At 72.7% G+C, this 24,524-nt stretch carries 13 protein-coding genes; 4 read left to right on the top strand and 9 right to left on the bottom strand.

The features are described 5' to 3' along the window. Positions 1–46: 46 nt before the first annotated feature. Positions 47–1,279 carry a polysaccharide biosynthesis/export family protein gene (locus DK412_RS26265; protein ID WP_109974371.1) on the bottom strand — a complete coding sequence of 411 codons (1,233 nt, stop codon included), beginning with the start codon at positions 1,277–1,279 and terminating at the stop codon, positions 47–49. Between the two features lie 671 nt (positions 1,280–1,950). Here DK412_RS26265 and DK412_RS26260 point away from each other — a divergent pair. Continuing rightward, positions 1,951–3,297, top strand: coding sequence for a capsular biosynthesis protein (locus tag DK412_RS26260; protein ID WP_109974370.1), 1,347 nt, complete (start codon positions 1,951–1,953; stop codon positions 3,295–3,297). A gap of 329 nt (positions 3,298–3,626) precedes the next feature. After that, on the top strand, positions 3,627–4,712 hold the full coding sequence (locus DK412_RS26255) for a phytanoyl-CoA dioxygenase family protein (protein WP_109974369.1): 1,086 nt from the start codon (positions 3,627–3,629) through the stop codon (positions 4,710–4,712). A 122-nt stretch (positions 4,713–4,834) separates the two neighbouring features. Here the strand turns inward: DK412_RS26255 and DK412_RS26250 are convergent, their stop codons facing one another. Further along, the gene (locus DK412_RS26250) at positions 4,835–6,802 is read right to left on the bottom strand and encodes a capsular polysaccharide biosynthesis protein (RefSeq protein WP_109974368.1); all 1,968 of its coding nucleotides are present in this window, start codon (positions 6,800–6,802) and stop codon (positions 4,835–4,837) included. Positions 6,803–7,071: 269 nt separating this feature from the next. On the opposite strand from DK412_RS26250, the gene DK412_RS26245 reads away from it, so the two are divergent. Beyond that, complete coding sequence (locus DK412_RS26245; protein WP_109974367.1) at positions 7,072–7,845, top strand: SDR family NAD(P)-dependent oxidoreductase; 774 nt, start codon at positions 7,072–7,074, stop codon at positions 7,843–7,845. Positions 7,846–7,874: 29 nt separating this feature from the next. Continuing rightward, a complete protein-coding gene (locus tag DK412_RS26240) occupies positions 7,875–8,723 on the top strand; it encodes a formyltransferase family protein (protein ID WP_109974366.1) in 849 nt (282 codons plus the stop codon). Between the two features lie 245 nt (positions 8,724–8,968). Here the strand turns inward: DK412_RS26240 and DK412_RS26235 are convergent, their stop codons facing one another. The 7 genes from DK412_RS26235 to DK412_RS26205 all read right to left on the bottom strand — a co-directional run bounded on the left by DK412_RS26235 (position 8,969) and on the right by DK412_RS26205 (position 24,425). After that, entirely contained in the window at positions 8,969–10,339 is a 1,371-nt protein-coding gene (locus tag DK412_RS26235) for an aminotransferase class I/II-fold pyridoxal phosphate-dependent enzyme (RefSeq protein ID WP_109974365.1), read from the bottom strand. Continuing rightward, positions 10,336–17,799, bottom strand: a complete 7,464-nt coding sequence (locus DK412_RS26230; protein ID WP_109974364.1) for a type I polyketide synthase — start codon at positions 17,797–17,799, stop codon at positions 10,336–10,338. The genes DK412_RS26235 and DK412_RS26230 overlap by 4 nt, the downstream gene beginning before the upstream one ends. Positions 17,800–18,161: 362 nt before the next feature. Then, entirely contained in the window at positions 18,162–18,398 is a 237-nt protein-coding gene (locus DK412_RS26225; protein ID WP_048426071.1) for an Lrp/AsnC ligand binding domain-containing protein, read from the bottom strand. Positions 18,399–18,507: 109 nt separating this feature from the next. After that, positions 18,508–19,812: a UDP-glucose/GDP-mannose dehydrogenase family protein gene (locus DK412_RS26220; protein ID WP_109974363.1), complete on the bottom strand. Its 1,305-nt coding sequence runs from the start codon at positions 19,810–19,812 to the stop codon at positions 18,508–18,510. Positions 19,813–19,897: 85 nt separating this feature from the next. Then, the gene (locus tag DK412_RS26215; RefSeq protein WP_245571985.1) at positions 19,898–22,021 is read right to left on the bottom strand and encodes a glycosyltransferase family 2 protein; all 2,124 of its coding nucleotides are present in this window, start codon (positions 22,019–22,021) and stop codon (positions 19,898–19,900) included. Positions 22,022–22,687: 666 nt separating this feature from the next. Further along, complete coding sequence (locus DK412_RS26210) at positions 22,688–23,080, bottom strand: DUF1036 domain-containing protein (protein WP_280953999.1); 393 nt, start codon at positions 23,078–23,080, stop codon at positions 22,688–22,690. Positions 23,081–23,114: 34 nt separating this feature from the next. After that, entirely contained in the window at positions 23,115–24,425 is a 1,311-nt protein-coding gene (locus tag DK412_RS26205) for a glycerate kinase (protein ID WP_109974361.1), read from the bottom strand. Positions 24,426–24,524 lie beyond the last annotated feature (99 nt).

The raw sequence follows: 24,524 nt of genomic DNA, 5'->3' as shown, positions 1-24,524 counted from the left end.
GAACGGGCCCCGCGGGGCCCGTTCTCGTTTCCGGTTCCGTCCCGGTTTACCGCGTCGCGGAGTACAGCGACGCGCCGGAGGCGATCGGCGAGGTGACGGTGGAGAACACGCTGAGCACCTTCTGGACCTCGGTGAAGGGCGCGTTCGAGACGTAGACAAGGTCGCGGTTGCGCATCCGGAACGCCTGGGAGACGAACAGGCTGTTGGGATCGCGCATGTTGATCCGGTAGACCACCGGCACGAAGTTCGAGGACAGGAGCGCGCTGCCCGGGCGCAGGCGGCGCACCACCGAGGCCGGCTCGAACCGGAAGATGAACACGCCGGCGGGATCGGCCTGGAAGTCGCGCAGGCCCCCGGACTTGGCCAGCGCCTGGGCCAGCGTGATGCCCTCGGCCGAGAACGGGATCTCGTAATTCGCTCCCGTCGCGCCGACGGCCAGGAAGGTCTGGGGGTCGCGCACCAGGGTGAGGGTGTCGCCCGGGCGCAGGAAGATGTTTTCGCGCGGGTTGGAGACGACGGCGGTGAGCGGCACCGTCGCGGTGGTGGAACCGCGCGACAGCCGCACGAAGGTCTCGTTCACCGGCGCCGAGACGCCGCCCGCGGTGGCGATGACGTCGAGCAGGCGGTCGCCCTTCTCGGTCAGCGGCACGCGGCCGCCGCCGAGGTTGGAGACCGGGCCGCTCCGGGCCGCCGCCAGGCGGGCGCCGCCGCCGGCCGCCGCCGCCTCGCCCAGCACCGTGACGCTGGTGCTGAGCGGCGAGTTGACGGTGACGAGCACCTGCGGCTGGATCGCCTTGCCGGCGAGCTCCTGCTCGATCTGGGTCTGCACGTCCGGCGCGCGCCGGCCCGCGACCTTGATGCGGCCGGCATACGGCACCGAGATCGTCCCGTCCCGGGCCACGATCTGCTCGGGGATGCTGGAGGATTTCGAGCCGGTGGAGAAGCGGTCGGCGATGGCGGGACCGGAGAACAGGCCGCCGCTGCCGGCCTCCCAGATCGTCACCGTGACGGCGTCGCCGACGCCGATCACCGGCTGTACGGAGGGGCGGCGGTCGCCGAAGGAGGCGAGCAGGCTGTCGAGCGGGCGGCCGCGCAGGGCCTCGACCACCGCAGCATCGACGTCGACGAGTTCGTAGCGGGCGAGCAGGCCCTGGTCGGTCGCGACGTCGGCGCCCTCCACGACCGCGCTCGCCGTCGGGCCGGCCGCGGGCAGGAAGCTGCTGCATCCCCCGATGAGGCAAGCAGCCGCCAGGACCGCTGGCATACCGACGCGCACCATGCACCACCCTCCGAAACCAGCCGGGCCGTCCACGACGGCCCGCTTTGGTCTTCCACTCCGTCGATGCCGGCGCGCCGGCACCCGTCCCGATCGCTCGCGGCGCTCACCGAAAGGCGAGCGCGCGCCGGCGCGGCCGTAAAGCGGCCACGCTTCGCCGCCCCTTCCTACCATCTCGGGTGCTCGGGAGCGATGAACGGTGCGCTCCGCGCGCACAAGCGGCGCCGGTGTTGCACCGGCCCCACGCGGCGAGGCCGCAACTCGGGGCAAGTCGGCCGCAAATGCGTCGCGAGCGTGGCGGTACGGGCGCCCGCCGTGGCGTGGGGGCGACGTGGTGCGGTAACGGACTGTGAATCCCGGGAATAAACCCGATCCGTCCACGTTCCTGCCCAGATCGCAGGCCTTATGGCGGCATTCGTCCGTCGGACGACCGCGACAGCGTCCACCGCCCCCGCGCGACGAGGGCCCTGCGATTGTTCCCGACTGTTGCAGGATTGCCATTGTTCGCCCCGGATCGGCCGGTACTGTCCGCGTCGTCAGCGGCTCGCGCGCGGCTCTCGCGCGCCCCGAATGTCCGTCCCGGACAGGCTGGCTCCAGCCTGCTCGGGCCTTGACCGTCGCAGGATCCCGCCGGGTGACCGTGGCCGGCTCCTGCCCAGACTCGAGGTGTGCCCGTGAGAGCTGATCCCGCGCGAAACGTCGAACCGGCCCGGCAGGCCGTCCGTCCGGGCGCCCGCCAGGTCTTCCTGTTCCTGCAGGGTCCGGTCACGCCGTACTTCGCCCGGGTCGCCGACGCCCTCGAGGCGCGGGGCCACCGCTGCCTGAGGGTCAACCTCTGCTTCGGCGACTGGCTGTTCTGGCGCCGGGCGGGCGGCGTGAACTTCCGCGGCACCCGCGAGACCTGGCCGGCCTTCATCGCCGACCTGATCGACCGCGAGGGCGTGACCGACCTGATGCTGCTCGGCGAGCAGCGCTACTACCACAAGGTCGCGATCGCCGCCGCCAAGGCCCGCGGCCTGAACGTCACGGTGACGGATTTCGGCTACCTGCGGCCGGACTGGATCACGCTGGAGCGCGACGGCATGTCGGGGGACAGCTGCTTCCCGAAGGACCCCGAGGCCGTGATGGCGCTCGCCGCGAAGGCGCCCGAGCCCGATCTGGTGCCGCGCTACCGCGACAGCTTCTGGCTCCAGGCCGTGTGGGACATGGGCTACCACCTGATGAGCAACTGGCTCTGGTGGCTCTATCCCGGCTACAAGTCGCACCAGGTGCACCATCCGGCCCTGGTCTACATGGGCACCGGCCTGCACATCCTGCGCGCCAAGCGCACCGGCCCGCGGGGCGACGCCCTGGTGCGCCGCCTGCGCGAGGCCGGCACGACCTACTACGTGCTGCCGCTGCAGATGGAGAACGACTTCCAGCTGCGCGCCTACTCGCCGTTCTTCGACCTGAAGACGCCGATCCACGCGGTGATCCGCTCCTTCTCCGAGCATGCGCCGGCCGAGTCGCGCCTGCTGGTCAAGATCCACCCCCTCGATCCCGGCATCCGCAACTGGGCGCGCATCGTGCGCCGCTCGGCGGTGAAGTGGGGCGTCTCCGACCGGGTCGACTTCGTCGATGGCGGCGATCTCGGGGCGATGCTGGAGGGTTGCCGCGGCGTCGTGACGGTCAACAGCACCGTCGGCCTGTGGTCGATGCGCGCCAACAAGCCGACCATGACGCTCGGCGCCGCGATCTACGACATCCAGGGCCTCACCTACCAGGGCGCCCTCGAGACGTTCTGGACGAAGGCCGAGCCGCCCCGGCGCGAGCTGTGGGACGCCTTCATCAAGGCGATCGTCGCCAACATCCAGATCCGCGGCGTCTACTACAAGGGCGAAGGCCTGGCCGCCGCGGTGGAGGCCACGGCCTCCCGCCTCGACCTCACGCAGGGGGCCTGGCTCGAGGTCCGCTCCCGGGCCCGCACGGCCCCCGAGGCCGGCGACGACCTGCCGGGCATCGAGGCGCTGCAGAACGCCTGATCGCGCGACACACATCCGATCGGCGATCGCGACGGGGCCGGAAACGGCCCCGTTTTCGTTTGTTCATCCTGCCCTAGCGTCGTCCAATACTCGTATTTTCATAGGTTAAAGCCAGATCGACGGCGCCCGTGCTGATCTGAGGGCGTGAACCGTCGCGAAGAGCGGCGCATCTCTCGCCGTCAGGCCTCGCGTTGCTGCATCGTTGCAGGATGCAGGCTGGACAGAATGCTTGCGCGTGCGAATTGCACCGGCAGCAAGACCGCTCTCGTCGCACCGAGACGTGCGCGGTGCGCGCGACCGCGTGCAGGATCCGGGAAGGACCCGCCCCGATGTCGTCCATCTCCACCTCGCCCGCCGCCCCATCGCTCGCCCGCGGCGCGGTGCGGGCCCTCGGTGCGGCCGTCCGGGCGCCGCTCTGGCTCGCGGGCGTCGCCGGGGCCGACAAGTCCTTCGCCAAGAACCCGATCCTCGGCAGCCCGGCCCTCAACAGGCTCGGCCTCCATGCCGGGCGGGTGCGGCTCGCCGCCCGCATGGCCGAGCAGCGGCGCGCCCGGATGGCCCATCGCCTCGAACCGGCCGACCGCACCGCCTTCGACCGCGACGGCATCGTGATCAAGCGCGACTTCCTCGATCCGGACGCCTTCGCGGCGCTGAAGGCCGAGATCTACGGCCGCCCCTTCGAGGCGCGGGAGCTGCGGCAGGGCCAGGCGGTGCAGCGGATGGTGCCCCTCGGCGGGCGGGCCCTGGCGGAGTTGCCGCACCTGCGGGCGTTGGTCGAGCACCCTGCCTTGCGGGCCCTGACCCACTACGCCGCCTCGCGCGCCGGCGAGCCGGTCACCTACCTCCAGACGGTGCTGGCCGAGCCCGACGGGCCGAACGATCCGCAGACCGCGCTCCACGCCGACACCTTCCACGCCACCACCAAGGGCTGGTTCTTCCTGCACGACGTCGCCGAGGAGGACGGGCCCTTCACCTACGTGCCGGGCTCGCACCGGCTGACGCCGGAGCGCCTCGCCTGGGAGCGGGCGCAGAGCATCGCGGCCCGCGGCGCCGCCAACGGGCACCACGCCGCAGGCTCGTTCCGGATCACCGAGGCGGAGCTCGCCGGGCTCGGCTACGGCCCGCCGGTGCGGGTGGCGGTGCCGGGCAACACCCTGGTCATCGCCGACACGTTCGGGTTCCACGCCCGGGCGCCGAGCCTGCGGGCGAGCACGCGGGTGACGGTGCACACCTACATCCGCCGCAACCCGTTTCTGCCCTGGACCGGCCTCGACCCGAAGGCGCTACCGGGCCTGCGCGGGCGGGAGCTGGCGCTCTATCTCGGGTTGCAGGACATCCAGCGCCGCCTGACCGGCCGCGGCGCGCCGTGGCGCCCGGTCGGCGCCGTCGCCATCGACGCGCCGGCCCGGACCTGACCGCAGCGCCTTCGAACTCGTCCGAAGGCGCTGGCCGAACCCGAACGGGCGTCGGCGCCCATGCGCCGGACGTCCTGGTATCGACCAGTCGATACCAGGACGTCCCAAATAGAGGGGGATCCTCACCCCCGCCGCAGCACGCGGCGCCAGATCACGGACCAGACCTGCTTGAGCAGGGCCTCGGGGGTGACGGCGCGGCGCGCCAGCTCCGGGTCGCCCTCGGCGAGGCGCTGCACCAGCACCTCGGGCGGGCAGGGCAGGCCGGTGCGCGGATCGACGTAGCGCGGATAGAGGATCAGGGCGCCGGCCACCAATTCGTCGAGCGTCAGGCGGCGGGTGCGGCGGGGGCAGCCAGGATTGTCGGTCAGGCCCCAGCCGGCATAGAAGGGCAGGCCGTGGGTGGTCACGGCCTTGCCGCGGAGCAGCGCCTCGAAGCCGATCAGCGAGGTCGCGACCTCGACCCGGTCCGCCGCCTCGATCGCGTCGATCGCCGAGACGTCGCGCAGGACCACGTCGGCATGGGCGGCGAGCTCGTCCGGCGGCACCCAGCCGGGCCTGAGGCCCGCCTCGACGTCCGGATGCGGCTTGAAGGCGATCACCGCACCGGGATTGCGCTCACGGGCAAGGCGCAGGAGCGCGGCATTGCCCGAGACCGTCGTCCCACCAAGGCGGATCGAGGCGTCGTTCTCGACCTGGCCGGCGACCAGCACCACCGGGCCCGGACGCGGCATCGCCGGCATCGCGTTGCTGCCGACATTGTACTTGCTCACCCGCGCGGCGACCACGGCCTCGCGCAGAGCCGCCGCCCGGGCGAGGAGATCGGGGGAAAACGTCCCGGTCTCGAGCAGGCGCTCGAGGTCGCTCGGACCCGTCGCGTCGTAGTAGACGCCGGTGGCATCGAGGACGTGCGAGGCACCGGGCCGCAGGGCGACCCCGAGGCCGATCGAGCGCAGGAAGCCGTCCTCCATCCGCAGGAGCGGCACCCCCGCCGCGCGGCAGGCCTCCTCGGTTCCGGCCGGCATCCGGCTGGCCCAGGTCACGACGCGCCGGACCTCCGCCAGCTCGCCCACCGTCAGCGGGGCGTCGCCCCGGCGCACCACCGGGCGGTGGCCCGGGGCCGACAGGGTCCTGGTGATCCAGTCCCGCTTCCAGGCCGAGAAGCCGACGCAGAGGGTCGGCACCGCGTTCTCGCGCCAGCGCGACGCGACGAGATCGAGGATCGCGACGGCGTCCTCGAACCGGGCCGGCGCCCCCGTATAGGGATCGAAGTAGCGCGAGCAGACCAGGTAGGCGGCGGCGAAGACGTCCGCGGCCTTGCGCCGGCGGGTGCGCCGGGGCAGGTGCAGCCGGTCGTCGGTGAAGCCCCAGCCGGCGTAGAAGGGCAGGCCGAAGCAGGTCACGGGCGTGCCGGCGAGCGCCGCCTCGAAGCCGGCATGGGCCGAGACGACGTAGACGCGGTCGCACCCTTCCGCCACCGACCAGGCGGTGACGGGGTCGCCGACCAGGCGGGCGCCGGCGGCCTCCGCCATCGCCGCGTCGATGTGGCCGCGCCGGCCGATCCTGGCGGCCGGATCCATCACCACCAGGCGCTCGGCCTCCGGCGCGTCGGCGGCCGCGGCCGCCAGCATCGCCGCGAAGGCGCTGGCGCCGGCGAGGCCGAACCCGACGGTCGGGTCGCCGACGGCCTGGTCGACGATCACCACGCGCCGGCGGGTGGGATCGGTGCGCGCCGGCAGGTCGCGGCGGCGGGAATCGTTGTCGAGGCTGAGCCGCCCCGCACGCAGGCGCGCGATGCCGGCCTGCGCGCGGGCGATGAGCTCGTCCGATTCCCAGCCGCCCTCCTCGAGCATGACCTCGAGTTCGCTCGGCGCCGTGGCATCGTAATGGATGCCGAGCCCGTCGATGATGTAGCTCAAGGCGCGCTCGGGACGGGCGTCGCCGAGCCGCAGGAAGCCTTCGTCCCAACGGTCGCTCAGGCGCACCCGCCGCGAGGTCGGCTCGCTGCCCAGGCGCCGCGAGCGGCGGGGACCGGGCCCCTCCGACTCCGACGGCATCCGGGGCCACAACCGCTTCAGCTTGCCGCGATCCATCCGCCTCTCACTCACTGGCGGACCGTGCCGCCCCGGCCATGCAACCCGGAGCAGGGGCCGTTCCACATCACCCAGGCCCCGTCAAGCACGCGCCCAGTGGGCGGGACGGCCGGCTCGCCGGGCCGAGCCCTGTCCTGAACCGGTTCACCCTACAATCGATCCGGTTTTTTCAGATCCGGGCCGGTCGGATTTTTCCGCGACCCGGCAGGGACCGCCGTGCTAGAGGCGCGGGCCGTGCCGCCGCGTTCCGATCCCCGGGAGAACCGCCCTTGCCCGTCATCCTGATCACCGGCGCTTCGAGCGGCATCGGCGCGGCCCTGGCGCAGCATTACGCCGCCCCCGGCACCACCCTGGTCCTGAACGCCCGCGGGCCTGCGCGCCTGGAGACGGTGGCCGAGGCCTGCCGGCGCAAGGGCGCCGCGGTCGAGACCCGGACCCTCGACGTGCGCGACCGCGACGGCGTGCGCGCCTGGATCGACGACGTCGCCGGGCGGATCGGCCTCGACCTCGTCATAGCCAATGCGGGGGTCAACGGCGGCCATCCGGACGGGGGGCTCGAGACGGAGGAGACCGCGCTCCTGGTCTACGACGTGAACCTGATGGGCGCCCTCAACGTGGCGTTGCCGGCGGTCGCCCTGATGGCCGCGCGCGGCAGCGGCCAGATCGCCCTGATCTCCTCGCTCGCCGCTTATGCGCCGCTGCCCGACGCGCCGGCCTATAGCGGCACCAAGGCGGCGCTGCTGGCCCACGGCCTCGCCTTGCGGGAGAAGCTGGCGCCGAAGGGCGTGCGGATGAACGTGGTCTGCCCCGGCTACGTGAAGACCGCGATGGGCGCCGATTACGAGGGCTGGCGCCCGCTCGAGATGAGCGCCGAGGCCGCCGCCAAGCGCATCGCCAAGGGCCTCGCCCGGGACGAGGCGGTGGTCGCCTTCCCGGCGGCCCTCGCCGCGGCGGCGCGGGGCGCCGGGCTGATCCCGGAATCCTGGCGCCGCCTCGGCATGCGCGGCTTCAGCTTCCGGATGAGCGAGCGCCAGCAGCGCTGACCCCTGTGGTTACGGAGACGTAAAGTCCGGTGCGGATCGCCCTGTTCACCCTCGAAGCGCTGCCCAACGCCCGGGCCGTGCGCCGCTTCGTCGCCGACCATGCCGAGCGGATCGCCTTCGTCGGCCTGTCCGACCCCGAGCGGCCGAGCACCGGCGGGCTGACCGGCCAGGTGCGGCGCCACCTCGCGCGATCCGGGCCCGGCTTCCTGCCCTACCTCGCGGTGAATTTCGGCTTGCCCGACCTGACCCGAGGACTCGCGCCGGCGACGCAGGCGCTGTCGGGCAGCCGCGACGTGCCGGAGGCGACGCCCCTGCGCACCCTGTGCCGGCGCCTCGGCCTGCCGCACGCCACCCTCACCGACGTGAACGGGCCGGAGACGACCGGACTCCTGCGCCAGCACGGGGCCGACCTGATCCTGTCGTTCCACTTCGACCAGATCTTCGACGCCGCGACGCTCGCGGCGGCGCCGAAGGGGGGACTCAACGTCCACCCTTCGCTGCTGCCGCGCCACCGCGGCCCGGTGCCGACCCTGCACGCGCTCCTGGAGGACAGGCCGGATTTCGGCGTCACCGTGCACCGGCTGGCGCCGGCGATCGATGCCGGCGGGATCCTGGCGCAAGCGCCGGTGCCGCTGCCCGATGGCGTCACCGCCTCGCGGGCGGCGGTGCTGCTGCACGAGGCCGGGCGGCCGCTGCTGGAGGGGGTATTGGCCGAGGCCGAGCGGGCGGGCGCGCTGCCGGAGGGGCGGAGCGTCCCGGTCCTGCCCTATTGCGGCTTCCCGACGCCCGCGCAGCTGCGCGACCTGAAGCGGCGGGGGCGGAAGCTCGTCGATGCCGGGGATCTGCGGGAAGCGCTGAGCCTGTCGCTCAAGCCGTGATCCGGGAGATCGGCACTCCGAGTGTCGACCTGCGCCGCCCTGGACAAACCCTCTGTGTCATCCCGGGGCCGCGCAGCGGAACCCGGGATCCATATCCGTCGACGGTCAAGGATAAGCCGGAACGCGGTTCGCCCCGTTCTTCAGCGTCGGCGGTTATGGATCCCGGGTTCTCGCCTGCGGCGAGCCCCGGGATGACACGGAGGGTATCATGGATGATTTGAGAGGACCGGAAAGGCCCTCGCGCCTCACGCCCGTCGCGACATCAGCCGCTCGACCAGCGAGCCGCCCTGATTCAGCTCGTCGAGCTCGTCGGCGAGCACCGTCACGGTCTCGCGGATCTGCTCCGGCGTGTGCTCGGAGGTGATGAAGAAGCGCAGCCGCGAGGAGCGCTCCGGCACCGCCGGGTGGATGATCGGCTGCACGTTGATGCCGCGCTTGAACAGCCGGTCGGACAGGGTCACGGCCTTGAGCGAGTCGCCGAGGATCACCGGGACCACCGCGAGGCCGAGGCTGGTGCCGGTATCGAGGCCGCGCTCGCGGGCGCAGGCCAGGAACAGCGCGCCGTTGCGGCGAAGCCGCGCCACCCGCTCCGGCTCGCGCCGCATCAGCGCCAGCGAGGCGGTGGCGGCGGCGGCGAGCGGCGGCGACAGGCCGACCGAGTAGACGAAGCCGCCGGCGGTGCATTTCAGGAGCTCGACCAGGGCCCCGGCACCCGCGATGTAGCCGCCGCAGGAGGACAGCGTCTTCGACAGCGTGCCCATCCAGATGTCGACGCTGCCGGGGGGCACGTCGCAATGCTCGTGCAGGCCGTGGCCGTCCTGGCCGAGCACGCCGAGGCCGTGGGCGTCGTCGACCATCAGCCAGGCGCCGTAGCGCTCCTTGAGGGCGACGACCCCCGCGAGGTCGGGGGCGTCCCCGTCCATGCTGTAGAGGCCCTCGATCACGATCAGCGCTCGGCGGTGCTCGTGGCGCGTCGCGTGCAGCAGAGATTCGAGGGCCTGGAGGTCGTTATGCGCGAAGCTGCGGCGCTGGGCGCCCGAGAGCTGCGCGCCGGTGACCACCGAGTTGTGGATCAGGGCGTCGTGGTAGATCACGTCGCCGGGCTCGAGCAGGGCCGCGATGGTCGCCACGTTGGTGGCGTGCCCGCTCACCATCACGACGCAGGCCTCGGTGCCGTAATGCGCGGCGATGGCCTTCTCGAGGGTCAGGTGACCCGGGCGCTCGCCGGCGACGATGCGGCTCGCCGAGGACGAGGTGCCGTATTCCGCCAGCGCACCTTGCGCCGCCGCGTTCACTTCCGGATGGCCGTTGAGGCCGAGGTAATCGTAGGACGAGAAATTGGTGAAGGCGCGCCCGTCGATCCGCGTCGTGGCACCAGCCTTGGCATCGTGGACGCGGAAGAACGGGTTGCCGAGGCCGATCAGGTCGGCCGCGGAGCGCTGGAGCTTCAGCTCCTTGTAGGCCGGCAGGCTGTCGAAGCTCTGGGCTTGGGCGAGGGCGGGCTTGGGCGCCGGACGGGCCGGCGCCGGACGGACGGGAGCCTTGCCGAGGCGGGCGGCGACGAAGCCCGCCAGGGCCTCGCGCCCGCCCGCGCCGTGGGAGGATCCGCTGCTCATTGGGTGATGACCTTGATGTCCTGGCTGTTCTGCTCGACCAGAACCTGGAGGGACTGGAGCGTCGCGGCGTCGGCCGCCTCGGCCCCGCCGTGGCGCTGCGACAGGCTGAGCACCGCCGCCGCGCTGTCGTCGACCGGGGCCGCCACCGACTGGATCAGGGTGTCGGCGAGTTCGGTCACGGTCTGGCCGCTCGACACGCCGGAGGGCGGCGCGTCGAGGCCGAAGCGCTCCTGCAGGCTCGCGCCGAGCTCGACGCCCATCAGCGAGTCGAGGCCGATCTCCGAGAGCTGGCGCACCCGGCTGATGTCGTCCTTCGGCAGGCGCAGGATGCGGGCTATGTCCTCCACGATGGCATCCGCCACGGTCTTGCGGACGTCGTCGAGGTCGTGGGCGCGCAGCAGGCCCGCGATGCTGATCGCGGCCTGCCCACCGGCCTCCGCCTGCTGCTCCGAGCCGAGGCTGGCGTAGCTCGGCGAGCGCAGGGTGGCGAGGCGCTCGCGCGCCTTGCCCCAGTGCATCGCCGCGATGGCGATCACCGCGTCGTCGGGCGCCGCGCCCTGCACGCCCAGCGCCTCGGCCATCAGGTCGAGGGACTTGCGGGCATCGACCGGGGTCACGCCGACGCGGCCGGCCAGCGTCTCCATCACCGCCTTGTTGCGGGCGAGCACGCCCACGTCGCCGATGGCGCCCCAGGCCACCGCCAGGGCCGGCAGGCCGAGGCGGCGGCGCTGGCGGGCGAGGCCCTCCATGAAGCCGTTGGCGGCAACGTAGGAGCCCTGGCCCGGATTGCCGATGAAGGTCGTGGCCGAGGAGAACAGCACGAAGTAGTCGAGCGCCCGGTCGCGGGTGAGGGCGTCGAGATGGCCCGCGCCGATCACCTTGGGGGCGATCACCGCTTCCAGCGCGGCGGGATCGAGGTTCGCGATCAGGCCGTCCTGCAGCACCATCGCACCGTGGATGATGCCGGCGAGCTTGACGCCCTTGGCCTCCACCCGGGCGATCAGCCGCTGGACTGCCGCGCGGTCGGTGATGTCGCAGGACTCGACTTGCACCGCGACGCCGCGGGCCTTGAGATCGGCGATCGCCGACAAGGCCGCCTCGCCGGTCGGCGCCGTGCGGCCGACCAGCGCGATGTGGCGCGCCCCCTGGTCGGCGAGCCAGCGCGCCGCCTCGATGCCGAAGCCCCCAAGGCCCCCGGTGACGAGGTGGACGCGGTCGGGCGCGACCACGAACGGCTTCGTCGTCTCGGCCGGGATCGTGCCGGCCTTCGGCGGCGCGATCACGATCTTACCCACGTGACCCGATTGCTGCATCAGCCGGAAGGCGTCCGAGACCTCTTCGGCCGCGAAGGGCTGGTAGGGCAGCGCCTTCAGGCTTCCGTCGGTGAACAAAGCCATCACCTCGCGGAACAGCCGCTTGCCTTCCTCCGGCTGGAACTGGAGCAGCTGGTCGAGGTCGACGCCGAAATACGACAGGTTCCGGCGGAACGGCCGCAGGCCGATATGGGTGTTGGCGACGTAGTCGCGCTTGCCCAGCTCGACGAAGCGCCCGAAGGGCTTCAACGCATTGAGGCTGCGCTCCATCGCCTCGCCGAACAGGCTGTTGAGCACCACGTCGACGCCGTCGCCGGTGATGCGGCGGATGTCGTCGACGAAGGCCAGCGAGCGCGAGTCGAGCACGTGCTCGGCGCCGAGCGCCTTGACGAGCGCCCGCTTCTCGTTCGAGCCGGCGGTGGCGATGACCCGGGCGCCGCGCATCCGGGCGATCTGGAGCGCGGCCAGGCCGACGCCGCCGGCGCCGCCATGGACCAGCACCCACTCGCCGGCCTTGAGGCGGGCGAGCGTCACGAGGCCGTAATAGGCCGTGAGGAAGGCCACCGGCGTGGTGGCGGCAGCCTCCGGCGACAGCCCCTGGGGGGCGGCCGCCACGACCATCTCGGGCACCACGATGTGGGTCGAGAAGCCCGACTGGGCGAAGGCCACCACCCGGTCGCCGGGCTTGAACGCGGTCACGCCGGCACCCACCGCGGCGACGCGGCCGGCGCATTCGAGGCCGAGCCGCGGGCCGGCGAAGCCGTCCTCGAGGATTTCTTCCGGCAGCATCGACAGGGCCCAGAGCACGTCGCGGAAGTTGAGGCCGGTGGCCTCGACCGCGATCTCGATCTGGCCCGCACCGGGGGCGACGCGCTCGGCCGGGCCCCAATGCATCTCGTTGAGGCCGCCCGTCGTGCTGCGCTCGAGCCGCGCGGCCGGGGCCGCGGGACCGGAACGGCGGGCCGGCCGCGCCCCTTGCGAGAAGCGCACGACCCGGGTGGCGTTGTCGTCGACCACGATCTCGGTCTCGGGCGTGCCGGACAGGATCAGGTCGCGCAGGCGCTCGGCGGCGCGCTTCGACGGGATCGCCGTCGAGAGGTCGATGCGGCGCACGTCGAGCGACGCGACCTCGTTGGCGAGCGTCCGGGTGAAGGCCCAGACGCCGGCCTCGACGCCGCAGGCGAGCCCGCCGCGGTCGCGGGTGGCGCCGGGGCAGACCACCCAGAGCCGGGTCGGGCGGCTGCCGAGATGCTCGACGCAGCGCTTGAGCCCGAGGCAGCGCTCGCGCAGCCGCTCGGCCGGCTCGCCGCCGCGGTTGAAGGCGCCGGCGAGGTAGACGACCGTGTCGGGCGTCTCGCGCTCCAGTTCGCGGAGCGAGGCCTCGGAATCGAGGATGATCGAGACGTGGACCCCGCTCGCGACCAGAAGGGTCGCCAGCGACGAGGCGGTCTCGGCCGCGAACTCGTCCTCCGAGCCGATCACGAAGGCGAAGGTCTGGCCGGCGGCGGCCTTCGGCCGCGGCGGGGCTTCCGCCAGCAGCAGGAGGTCGTTGCCGTTGCGGGTGACCGCGCGATCCGCCGCGACCTTGACGAGGCCGACGGCGCTCAACGAGCGCTGCCAGCCCGCCACGTCGTCGAGACGCCCGACCGGAACCTCGCCCGCGGTCTCGAACCAGCCGGGGTCAAGGCCGAACACCATGTCGCGGAACAGCGAGGCGCCGGGCTCGACCGCCGCGAACAGCCCGCCGGCTGCGAGCGAGGCCGCGAGCGGGGTGAGCAGGTCGCGGGAGCCGCGGTGGAGCACGTCGCTCGCCAGCACCGCGTCGAAGGCGGCGAGACCCAGCGTCGCCGGATCCTCGACGATCGTGACGCCGGAGGGCAGGGCGAGACGGGCGCGCTCGGCGAGGCGCCGGTCGGCCTCGAACACCGTCAGGCGCGCCTCGTGCAGGCCGGCGAAGGTCGCGACCTGGGCCGAGAGCGGCCCGAACCCGACCTGGAGCAGGCGCAGGGCCCGGTCGCGCGGGAGCGACGCGGCGCTGTCGGAGAGGAGCCGCATCACCGCGTCGGCCGAGGCCCGCACGGTGGCGCCGCGGAGCGAGAACGCGTCGAGGGCCGCCTGCGGCAGGGACGGGGCGTCCGAGAGCGTGCCGGCGAGGATGCGCGAGACCACGGCGCCGAGATCGGCGCAGAGCAGCAGCTCCGCCGACAGCTCGGGATGGTCGGCCGCGATCCAGCGCATGATCTCGTCGGGCGCAGGCAGCGTGACGTCGGCGCGCAGGCGCCAGCGCCCGTCGCCGGACGCCTCCGCGAGACCGCTGACCTCCAGGGCCAGGAGCTGGTTGGTCAGCCAGGGCCGCAAGGCCGCCGGCAGCCGGCGCGAGGCCGCGACGTCGACGACACCGCCGACCGCGAGGCCGCGGGCGAGGCAATCAGCGAGCGACGTCGCCCAGCCTTCGAGCAGCATGTGGCCGGCGCCTAAGCCCGCCTCAGCCGTCGCCGTGACGCTGCCGGCCTGCCGGCGCACCAGCGCCGCGATGGCGGGCTGCGGCTCGAGGGCGATCGCCGTCGGCTCGGTGGCGAGCTCGGTGAATTGCCGGATCGCGAAGGCGTCGAGGTCGTTGCCCGCCTTCATGCGCAAGGCCTGAAACCGGCCCTCGCGCAAGGTCGCGATCACCTCGCCGGCCTCGTCGACCAGGGTGAAGTCGGCCAGGATGCTGCGCTCGTTGCAGCGCCGGGTGCGGATCACCGCCCGGGCGATCGCCGCGCCGGGGCGCACGAGCCGGATCTCGCCGAAGCGGATCGGCACGTAGGCCCGGCTCGCCGCCTCGCCGAGGAGGTCGGCGAAGAGCAGGATCAACCCGTGGAAGCAGGAATCGAGGCGCGCCGGCACGAGGCCGTAGCGGGTGCTCGCCTCGGCGGGCACGAGATCGGAAACGATGGTGGCGTCGTCGAGCCGGGCCGAGCGGGCGACCTGGCGGAAGGACGGGCCGAAGCCGAGGCCGGAGGCCCGGGCGCGGGCGTAGAGCGCCTCGCCCTCGACCGTCGTCTCGGAGGGCAGGGCCGCCGCGTCGCGGCCGGTGAGGCGGGCCGGCGGCGGCGTCTCGCCCTCGACCAGCTTGGCGACGGCGTGGAGCTGCCAGGGCGCCTGGCTCAGCCGCGGCCGGGACAGGATCTGCACCAGGTTGGCGCCGGGCGAGAACCGGCACAGCACCTCGCGCACCGCGTCCTCGGCGAAGACCATCGGCTGCTGGATCTCGAGGTCGGCGAGCGTCACGCTCTCCGAGCGCACGATCTCGCGGCCGACCGCCAGCGCCATCTCGGCGAAGCCCGCGCCGGGCAGGATCGCCTGGCCGTCGATGCGGTGGTCGTCGAGCTCGGGCACCGTCGCGACGTCGAGATGGGCCAGCCATTCCAGCCCGTCCGGGCCCTGGCGGGTGCCGATCAGCGGGTGGTAGGGCCGCGCGCTCGCCGGGTTCGTCGCCTCGGTGGTCTCCGGCAGGCGGAAGACCTTGCGCTGCCAGGGATAGTGCGGCAGCGCCACGCTGCCGGCCGGATCGGCGCCGAAGGCCAGAGCCTCGTCGACCGCGGCACCCGCGGCGAGCGAGGCCGCCAGCGCGCGCCGGAACGGATCGGTGGCGAGCGTCTTCTTCGGCAGCACGCCGACCGTGGCGGCGTCGAGGCCGAGGGGCTCGAGGCAGTCGCCGATATGGGGCAGCAGGGTCGGGCGCGGGCCGACCTCGACGAAGATCCGGGCGCCGGCCTGCGCCGCGGCCTGGACCGCCGCGCTGAACCGCACCGGCTCGCGGATGTTGCGCCACCAGTAGCCGGCATCGAAGGCGGTGCCGTCGAGCACGTCGCCGGTCACGGTCGAGGCGAGCGGCACGGTGCCGGCGGAGGGCTTGAGCCCAGCGAGGTCGCGCCGCAGCGGCGCCTCGATCGGGTTCATCAGCCGGCCGTGGAAGGCGTAGTCGAGATCGAGCTTGCGGCCGCGGCGGCGCTTGCGGGCGAGCGCCTTCATGGCGGCGTCGATCGCCGCCACGGGACCCGCCACCGTCACGGCCTTCGGGCTGTTATAGGCGGCGATGTCGAGCTCGGGGTAGTCGGCGAGGAAGGCCTGCACCTCCTCGACGGGGGCGAGCAGCACCGCCATGGTGCCGAGCCCGCGGGTCGCCTCCTGGTGCTTCGAGCGGTAGAAGATGACCTTCACCGCCTGCTCGAGGGTCAGGATGCCGGCGGCTTCCGCCGCGCCGATCTCGCCGACCGAGTGGCCGACGATCGCGGTGGGCGCGAGGCCCACGGCCTTCAGCGCCGCGGTGGAGGCGGCCTCGATGGCGAAGATCAGCGGCTGCGACACGCTGGTGAGGGCGAGGCGCTCCTCCAGGTCGTCGGCGAACAGCGCGTCCTTCAGCGACCAGCCGGCGAGCGGCCGGAACAGGGCATCGGCCTCGTCGAAGCGGGCGCGGAAGACCGGGTTGAGGGCGTAGGCGTCGCGGCCCATGCCGGCCCACTGGCTGCCGTTGCCCGAATACACGAAGGCGACGCCGCCGGCGCGCTCGACCGCGGTGGCGACGACCGCCGCCGGCGTCTCTTCGCCCTCGGCGACGTTGCGCAGCACCTCGGCGACGTCCTCGGTGCCGAGGTCGCGCAGCGGGATCGCGGCGCGGACCGGCAGGCGCTCGCGGCGATGGGCGGCGGCCGCGGCGACGCGGGCGATCTCGGCCGCGTCCGCCCCGTCGAGGCGGGTGGCGTAGTCCTGGGCGAGGTCGGCGAGGGCCGCCTTGGTCTGGGCCGAGACCAGCAGCACCTCCGGCGTCCGCTGCGCGGCGGGTGCGACCGACGCCGCGACGGGCGCCGGGTCGGTCAGGATGGGATCTGTCAGGATCACATGGGCGTTGGTGCCGCCGAAGCCGAACGAGTTGACGCCGGCGAAGCGCTCCTTGGCCGTGCGGGGCAGGGGCCGCAATTCGCGGTTCACCGCGAGGTTCAGCTCGTCGAACGGGATCGCCGGGTTGAGCTCGGCGCTGTGCAGCGAGGGCGGCAGCAGGTCGTGCTCGAGCGCGAGACTCGCCTTGAGCAGGCCGGCGAGGCCGGAGACCGGCTCGGTATGGCCGATATTGGTCTTGATCGAGCCGATCGGCAGGGGCGTCGAGCGGCCGCGGCCGAGCTTGTTGCCGATGGCGCCGGCCTCGATCGGGTCGCCGACAGGCGTGCCGGTGCCGTGGGCTTCCATGAAGGCGATCGCGTCGAGGGACACCCCAGCCTCGCGGTAGATCTCCTCCAGCAGCGCGCCTTGAGCGTAGCCCGACGGCAGGGAGATGCCGGTGGTGCGCCCGTCGGAATTCACCTTCGAGGCGGCGATCACGCCGCGCACGGTCGCGCCGTTGCGGGCGGCGGCCGCCGCCGATTGCAGCACCAGGACGACGCCGCCCTCGGCGCGCACGTAGCCGTCGGCGCTGGCCGAGAAGGCCTGGCACAGGCCGGTGCGCGACAGCATCGAGGCGTTGGAGAACGACACGAAGTTGAACGGGCTCACCAGCAGGTTGACGCCCGCCACCACCGCCGTGTCGATCCGCCCCGAGGCGATCGCCGCGACCGCGGCATCGAGGGCGACGAGGGACGACGAGCAGGCGGTGTCGAGGGTGAAGCTCGGCCCCTTCAGGTCGAAGATGTAGGAGATGCGGTTCGAGAGGATCGACAGCGTGTTGCCGGTCGCCGCGTAGGCGTCGCCCGAGGCCGCGTCGAGCACCCGGAGGTTGCCGTAATCGAGCGAGGAGGCGCCCACGAACACGCCGATCGGGCTGCCGGCCACCGCCGACGGGCGCAGGCCCGCGCTCTCCAGCGCCTCCCAGGTCAGCTCCAGCAGCAGGCGCTGCTGCGGGTCCATCTGCTCCGCCTCGCGGGGCGAGATGCCGAACACGGACGGATCGAAGGACCAGGGATCGTCGATGACGCCGGCGGCCCAGGTGTAGCTCTTGCCGCGCTCCTGCGCCCGGGGGTGGCCCATGCGCTCGAGGGACCAGCGGTCCTCCGGGATGCGCGAGACGGCGCACCGTCCCTCGATGAGCATCTGCCAGAGGCTGTCGACGCCGGAGGCGCCCGGAAGCCGGCAGGCCCGACCGATGATCGCGATGTCAGGACGCTGTGTCACGTTCGATTCGCACACGCTCTTTTACGGAGGACCGGAGGCGACGGCGCCGCACCCGGGCATTCAACCCAACCCATAGTATGACGCCCGCGTCGCGCCAACCCCGGAACGGCACGACCCGCCCCGAAGTAGCAAGACTTGGCTCAAGTGTGACATCCCTTCATCAGTCGAAGTCCTGTCACAAGACCAGGCACAATGCCTGCGCACGCGACACAACACTGTCATCTGAAAGAAATGCCGAGCCTCATGAAGCGTCCGGTTGAGCTTGGCGCGGTCCAGGCGGGGCCGGGGTGCGCCCGAACCGTTAGACCCGATGAATCGGGTCGCAATGCGGCAGACCGGCCCGGGACCCGCGCTGGGCGCGGTCAGAAGGCCTTGAAGGTGATGATGGTGCGGGTATCCTGGATATCCGCGATGGTCTGCACGTGCTCGGCCACGAAGTGCCCGATATCCACACCGTCATCGACGTGGAACTTCGCCAGCACGTCGTAATGGCCGGCAGTGGAATAGATCTCGGACGCGATCTCGCGGTCGGCCAGGGCGCTCGCCACGGTGTAGGTCTTGCCCAGGCGGCACTTGATCTCGACGAAGAAGGTCTGCATCGGCTGGCTCCCGGCGGGCGGTCGTATCTGGTATCGAAGAAATCTTGAAAATGGAAAAATTCTCAGGTCCGTGACGGCGGCGCGGCGCCGTCGCGGACATCGCGACTAATCAGGGCCGCCCGATGCTGGCATAGGCGAAGCCGTGCCGGCGGGCATCCTCGGGTCGGTAGACGTTGCGCAGGTCGACCAGGATCGGCTCGGCCATGGCGGCGTGCAGGCGCTTGAGGTCGAGCGCCCGGAACGCGTCCCACTCGGTTACGATCACGAGAGCGTGCGCCCCCGACGCGCAGGCATACGGGTCGGCGGCGTAGTCCACGTGGTTCAACAGGGCCTGCGCCTGCTCCACCCCCTCCGGGTCGTAGGCCGCCACCGTCGCCCCCGCATCCTGCAGGCCTGCGATGATCGCCAGCGACGGCGCGTCGCGCATGTCGTCGGTGTTCGGCTTGAACGTCAGGCCCAGCACCGCGATCCGCTTGCCCCGCACGGATCCGCCGCAGGCCGCCACCACCTTGCGCGCCATCGCGCGCTTCCTCTGGTCGTTGACCGCCACCACCGTCTCGACCAGCCGCACCGGCGAGCCGGCGTCCTGCGCCGTCTTAACCAGCGCCAGCGTGTCCTTCGGGAAGCACGAGCCGCCGTAGCCCGGGCCGGCATGCAGGAACTTGCGCCCGATGCGGTTGTCGAGCCCGATGCCGCGGGCGACCTCCTGCACGTCGGCGCCGACCTGCTCGCAGAGGTCGGCGATCTCGTTGATGAAGGTGATCTTGGTCGCCAGGAAGGCGTTGGCCGCGTACTTGGTCAGCTCGGCGGTGCGCCGGGACGTCACCAGGATCGGCGCATGATTGAGGTAGAGCGGGCGATAGAGCTCGCTGACCACGGACGCGGCCTGCGGATCGTCGGCGCCGATGACGATGCGGTCGGGGCGCTTGAAGTCGGCGATCGCCGCGCCCTCGCGCAGGAACTCGGGGTTGGAGGCGACCGCGATGGCGATCTCGGGCCTCGCCTCGCGGACGATGCGCTCGACCTCGTCGCCGGTGCCGACCGGCACGGTGGACTTGGTGACGACGACGGTCGGCCCGGTGACGGCGCCGGCGATGTCGCGGGCGGCCTGGTAGACGTAACTGAGGTCGGCGAAGCCGTCGCCGCGGCGCGACGGGGTGCCGACGGCGATGAAGACGGCGTCGGCGCCGGCGACGGCCCGGCCGAGGTCGGTGGTGAAGGAGAGGCGGCTCTGGCGCACGTTCTCGGCGACCAGCGCGTCGAGGCCGGGCTCGTAGATCGGGATGCGGCCGTCGTTCAGGGCGGCGATCTTCTCGGGCGCGGTGTCGACGCACACGACGGTGTGGCCGAAATCGGCGAAGCACGCCCCCGACACCAGGCCGACATAGCCCGCCCCCACCATCGCAACGCGCATCTCACGTCCTCCCGGCAGCGGCGTGGCCCGGTGCCCGCGGGCATCGCTGTAGCGTTGCAGTGCGAAACGGGCAACGGGCGCGCCGTCACCAAAGGCGGAACAGCGCCTTCGCCCGGGCGAGGTTGGGGTTGTAATAGGGATCGTTGCGGAGTTCCGGGCCCCAGCGCTCGGTCATGGTCGCGACCTCGGCCTCGAAGCGGGCGCGCTTCTCCGGCGTGTCCTCCTTGCCACGACTCTTCGATTCGTGGTGGGTCAGGGCGGCGTGCGGCGTCCAGATCACGCTGTAGCCGGCCTTGCGCACCCGCAGGCACAGGTCGATGTCGTTGAAGGCCACCGCCAGGCGCTCGGCATCGAAGCGCCCGACCGCCTCGAACACCTCGCGCCGGATCATCAGGCAGGCGCCGGTCACCGCCGAGACTTCCTGCGCGAGCACCATCCGGCCGAAATAGCCCGGGTCGTCGGGCCCGATATCCGGGTGGCTGTGGCCGGCCACGCCGCCCACGCCGAGCACCACGCCGCCGTGCTGGAGCGTGCCGTCCGGGTAGGACAGCTTGGCGCCCACCGCCCCCACCGCCGGCTCGACCGCGATCGAGGCCATCTCGGCGAGCCAGCCCGGTTCGCGCACCTCGATGTCGTTGTTGAGGAACAGGAGCAGGGGCCCGCTCGCCGCGGCCGCGCCGTCGTTCGACAGCCCCGAGAAGTTGAAGGCCCCCGGCCGCGACAGCACCCGGACCCGCGGATCGGCGCCCGCTTCCGCGAGCAGGCCTTTGGCCGCGGGCTCGGTGCTGCCGTTGTCGACCACCACGACCTCGATGTCGGGATAGTCGGTGCGGGCGAGGAGCCCGTCGAGGACGACGCGCAGGAGCTCGGCCCGGTCCTTGGTCGGGATGACGACCGAGACGCGCGGCGCCGGATCGGGCAGGGCGCGCACCAGCCGGTTGAAGCCCAGCGGCCCGCGCTCGACCCGATGCGGCCAGCCGCGCCGCGCCACCAGCTCCTCGAGCGCCCGCAGGCGCGCCGCCTCGGCCCGCGCCAGGAACGCATCCGAGAAGGTGCCGGAGCCGATCGCGGTGCGCCAGTGATAGAGGATCACCGGCAGGTGGCGCACGCGGGCGGGATCGAGCCGGTCGCTCAGGCGCAGGAGCAGGTCGTGGTCCTGGCTGCCCTCGAAGCCGGTCCGCAAGCCCCCCACCGCCTCGACGAGGCTGCGGCGTACCACGGTCAGGTGGTTGAGGTAGTTCTGGCCGTAGAGAAGCTCCGGGTTCCAGTCGCCCTTGAAGTGCGGCTCGAAGCGCCGCCCGTCGGCGTCGATCTTGTCCTCGTCGCTGTAGATCAGGTCGAGGTCCGGCTCGCGCCGGATGGCTTTGGCCACCTCGTAGAGGGCGTGGGCCGGCAGGACGTCGTCATGGTCCATGAAGGCGATGTAGGCCCCGCGCGCGAGCCCGAGCGCGGTGTTGGTGGCGGCCGCGATGTGGCCGTTCTCGGGCCGGCGCACGACGCGGATCCGGGGCTCCTCGGCGGCGGCCCGGGCGAGCAGGCGCGGCACCGCCGGGTCGGTCGAGGCGTCGTCGGCGATGCAGAGCTCCCAGTGCGGATAGAGCTGCTCGCGGACCGAGCGCAGGGCCTCCTCCAGCACCTTCACGCCGGGGTTGTAGACCGGCATCACCACCGAGATCGGCGGGGGATCGCGCCACAGCGCCACCTCGGCCGCGATGCGGGCGCGGTCGGCCTCGCTCAACGTGTCGAAGTGGCGGACCCAGGTGTCGTACCCCGTCAGCCCCGGCGGCACGAGGGCGCGGGCGAGGCGGTGCTGCGAGCGCACCCTTTTGCCGACCGCGCGCCACATCAGGGCCTGGGCGGTCAGGACCGGCCGGCGCAGGGCCGCCCGGCCGACGAGGGCGAGGCGGCTTCGCACCGTGACGGTGAACTCGGCGATGCTCAAGGCCGCCTCGCCGAGCATCGGCGTGAGCGTCAGGGCCGTGGTGCCGGCGGGCAGCCGCCCGAGCCAGGTGAAGCGCCCGTGGCCGAAGGCCCGCTCGGACAGGCCGGTGCCCTGCGGTCCCTCCGGCCCGTCGACGATCGCCGTCAGCTCGACCCGGCTGAAGGCGCCGTAATTCTCGTCCTTGAAGGCGATGCTCACCCAGCGCGCGCCGAGCCCGAGATCCGCCACGTCGAGGCGCAGGCCCTGTGCCCCGAACTCGAGCCGCAGGCGGGCAAAGTCCCGCGCGACGGTCCGCCCGCGCCCGAGGCGGAGCGAGGCGCGCAGGGGGGCGTGGGGAGGCGCGACGGGGGAAGGGGTCTGGGCTGTCACCGGTCCTCGTACCTCTGGGGCTGCGCGGACGACGGATCGCATCGACTCGGTCGGGTGCACGGACATCGCGCATCCGCCGGCCTGCCGAACCGATAGCTCAGGTCGAGCGTGCGTCGATCGACCGGCAGGGTTCATCCCCGCATATGCGGGGAACACCCGGCCGTCACTCTGCCGCCGTCCCATCCCCGCGCCTGCGGGGAACACAGCACGGTGGCGAGCTATCACGTTCGCGCCGCGGGTTCATCCCTGCGCCTGCGGGGAACATCGGAAGCACGCGACGCGGCGGTCGGCGCAGAACGGTTCATCCCCGCGCCTGCGGGGAACACCTCGTCTACATGCCGTCGCTTGGCAGCTACAGCGGTTCATCCCCGCGCCTGCGGGGAACACTTGCGGGCGTCCTTGCCCCGGTCGACGATGTCCGGTTCATCCCCGCGCCTGCGGGGAACGCTCCTTCTGGAAGTGATTGATGCGCTTGGCATTTCACGATGTCAAACCGCGCACCAGCGTTCCGCACCCGTTCCAGGGCGTCTCAGCCGGCTCCGAATCCGCCCGTTCCGCCCCGCCTCACGGCCCCGCGCGGCCCGGATCCGTCAGCTGGATCGTCCAGCTCTTCTGCTCCCCCGTATCGACCTCGAAGAAGCCGTTGCGGTCGTAGCCGCGGGCGAGGCAGTCCTCGACGCCCCGGATAGTGAACTCGCGGTCGCGGGTGCACATCAGGGAGCGGCCGCTCCACTCGCCGCCGCGGTCGTAATCGACCGCGAAGACGTAGTAGTAGCGAGCTGCGAGCGCTCCCTTGAGCAGGGTCTCGCAGCCCTTGGCCGAGAGGTTCCACCAGCCCTCCGTCACCCAGCCGCCGGAATCCCGGTAGCCCAGGGCGATGCCGATGCGGCTGCCGGTCATGTTGCACATCCGCAGGTCCGCCCGCGCCGGCCCGGCGCCCAGCAGGGCGAGGACCAGAGCGGGAAGGACGGCGCGGCGGAGGGGGGGGAAGTCAGCCAACCAGGATGATGCGGAGGTCATTGACGTTGGTGCGGGTGGGCCCGGGCCGGACGAGGTCGCCGAGCCGGTCGAAGAACGGAGTCGAGTCGTTCTCTCCCAAGCTTGCCCGCGCGTCGAGCCCCGCCGCCGCCGCACGGGCGAGCGTCGTCGGGTCGATCAGGGCGCCGGCGGGGTCGGTGGCCTCGCCGCGGCCGCCGTCGGTGCCGTCGGTATCGGCCGAGAGGGCGCAGATGCCGGGGGCGCCGTCGAGGGCCAGCGCGAGCGCGAGCGCGTATTCCTGGTTCGGACCGCCCTGGCCTTCGCCCCGGATGGTCACGGTGAGCTCGCCGCCGGAGATCAGCGCGGCCTTCCGCCCCGCGGCGGCCATCTCGCGGGCGAGGCCGGCCTGCTGCTGCGCCACCTCCCGGGCCTCGCCCTCGAGATCGGCGCCGAGCAGCACCGGCTCGTAGCCGGCGGCCTGCGCGGCCGCGGCCGCCGCGTTCAGGGCGTCGACCGGGCGGGCGATGATGCGGAACTCGCTGTGGGCGAAGGCGGGGTCGCCGGGCTTCGGGCTCTCGTTGGGGGGGTCGTTCAGCAGCGCCTCGGCGGAGGGCGGCAGCGGAATGCCGCGGCGCAGGCAGATCGCCCGTGCGTCGGCGAGCGTCGTCGGGTCCGGCACCGTCGGGCCGGAGGCGATCACCGCGGGATCGTCCCGCGGCACGTCGGAGATCGCGAGCGTCAGGATCCGGCCGGCGTTGCGGGCGGCCTGCGCGAGGCGCCCGCCCTTGATGCGCGAGAGGTGCTTGCGCACGCAGTTGATCTCGTCGATCGCCGCCCCCGAGCGCAGCAGCGCCCGGGTGATGCCCTGCTTCTCGGAGAGCGTCAGGGCGCCGGCCGGCGCGATCCAGTTGGCCGAGCCGCCGCCGGAGAGGAGCACCAGCACGAGGTCGTCCGGGCCGGCCGCGGCCGCGAGATCGAGGGCGCGTTGCGTCGCCGCGATGCCGGCTTCGTCCGGCACCGGGTGGCCGGCCTCCACCACCTCGATCACCCCGGCCGGCTCGCCGTAGCCGTGGCGGGCCACCGCGAGGCCGGCGATGCGGGCCGGATCGACCCCCTGCGACCGGTAATGCCGCTCGGCGAGCGCCGCCATGCTGGCCCCGGCCTTGCCGGCGCCGAGGATCACCAGCCGCCCGGCCGGCACCGGGGGCAGGTGCGGCACCAGGCAGCCGCGCGGATGGGCGGCCGTCACGCCCGCATCGAGCAGGCGCAGCAGCAGGGCGCGGGTCTCCGCAGCGGGGGTAGCTTGAGAACGGGCATCGGTCACGGGGCGGCTCCTCGCGTCTTATACCAACGGTCGTTGAAAACGACCTTTGGGTCCGTTCTCGGACTCTCGCCAAGCCTTCGGCTTGATGTCGAAAATCCG

It is taken from the genome of Methylobacterium sp. 17Sr1-1 (assembly GCF_003173775.1).
Lineage (GTDB): Bacteria > Pseudomonadota > Alphaproteobacteria > Rhizobiales > Beijerinckiaceae > Methylobacterium.
This window is presented reverse-complemented; position numbering and strand designations above follow the sequence as displayed.

Excerpts from the sequence above, each read along its gene's own strand:
- DK412_RS26255 (WP_109974369.1), top strand. The coding sequence starts at position 3,627 with ATGTCGTCCATCTCCACCTCGCCCGCCGCCCCATCGCTCGCCCGCGGC.
- DK412_RS26225 (WP_048426071.1), bottom strand. The coding sequence starts at position 18,398 with ATGCAGACCTTCTTCGTCGAGATCAAGTGCCGCCTGGGCAAGACCTAC.
- DK412_RS26250 (WP_109974368.1), bottom strand. The coding sequence starts at position 6,802 with ATGGATCGCGGCAAGCTGAAGCGGTTGTGGCCCCGGATGCCGTCGGAG.
- DK412_RS26235 (WP_109974365.1), bottom strand. The coding sequence starts at position 10,339 with ATGAGCAGCGGATCCTCCCACGGCGCGGGCGGGCGCGAGGCCCTGGCG.
- DK412_RS26220 (WP_109974363.1), bottom strand. The coding sequence starts at position 19,812 with ATGCGCGTTGCGATGGTGGGGGCGGGCTATGTCGGCCTGGTGTCGGGG.
- DK412_RS26265 (WP_109974371.1), bottom strand. The coding sequence starts at position 1,279 with ATGGTGCGCGTCGGTATGCCAGCGGTCCTGGCGGCTGCTTGCCTCATC.